Origin of the sequence: Vibrio genomosp. F10 str. 9ZD137, from assembly GCF_049974785.1 — a bacterium.
Taxonomy (GTDB): domain Bacteria; phylum Pseudomonadota; class Gammaproteobacteria; order Enterobacterales; family Vibrionaceae; genus Vibrio.
Genome location: NZ_JBNGCJ010001018.1, coordinates 1 through 449 on the forward strand (window position 1 = coordinate 1; position 449 = coordinate 449).

Here is a 449-nt window from a genome sequence, read left to right on the forward strand (position 1 = left end):
GCACTTCAAACTTGATACTAAGTGAAAAATATCACTTTTTTTGGTTGTTCTTAGTCATTGATAAATATAGAAACCCTATCAAAAGCATGCAAAAAATGCTTGCAAAACAGATGGTTAGAGAAATAATCACTATTGAAACACCCCAAATCATCCGATATGATAAGTCCCAGATACAAAAAAACCACTAATGTGAACTAGTTACGTCAGCATTAGTGGCTTCTTCACCTACAACAATAGGAGGTCATATTGCTAAACGATTTAATCGAAGTCGCAATTTGCTTACTAACGCTAGTTAGTATCACTTTAAAATATCTAGGCTGATCGTCGCCAAACAAATAGACTAGATTTTTAGACCTAAGCCATCTTAATTGATGGCTTATCAAAAATACAGAAATGATTTTCAGCTCCATGCACATAACGCCCACTTAAGCGGACAAAAATGGTTGGCT

The 449-nt window shown here is 35.0% G+C and carries 1 protein-coding gene; it reads left to right on the plus strand.

Annotated features, from left to right (window positions below; translation table 11 throughout):
- Nucleotides 1–188 (plus strand): hypothetical protein (locus ACP45E_RS21715; protein WP_038126514.1); only part of this gene is annotated, 188 nt, incomplete at its 5' end.
- Nucleotides 189–449 lie beyond the last annotated feature (261 nt).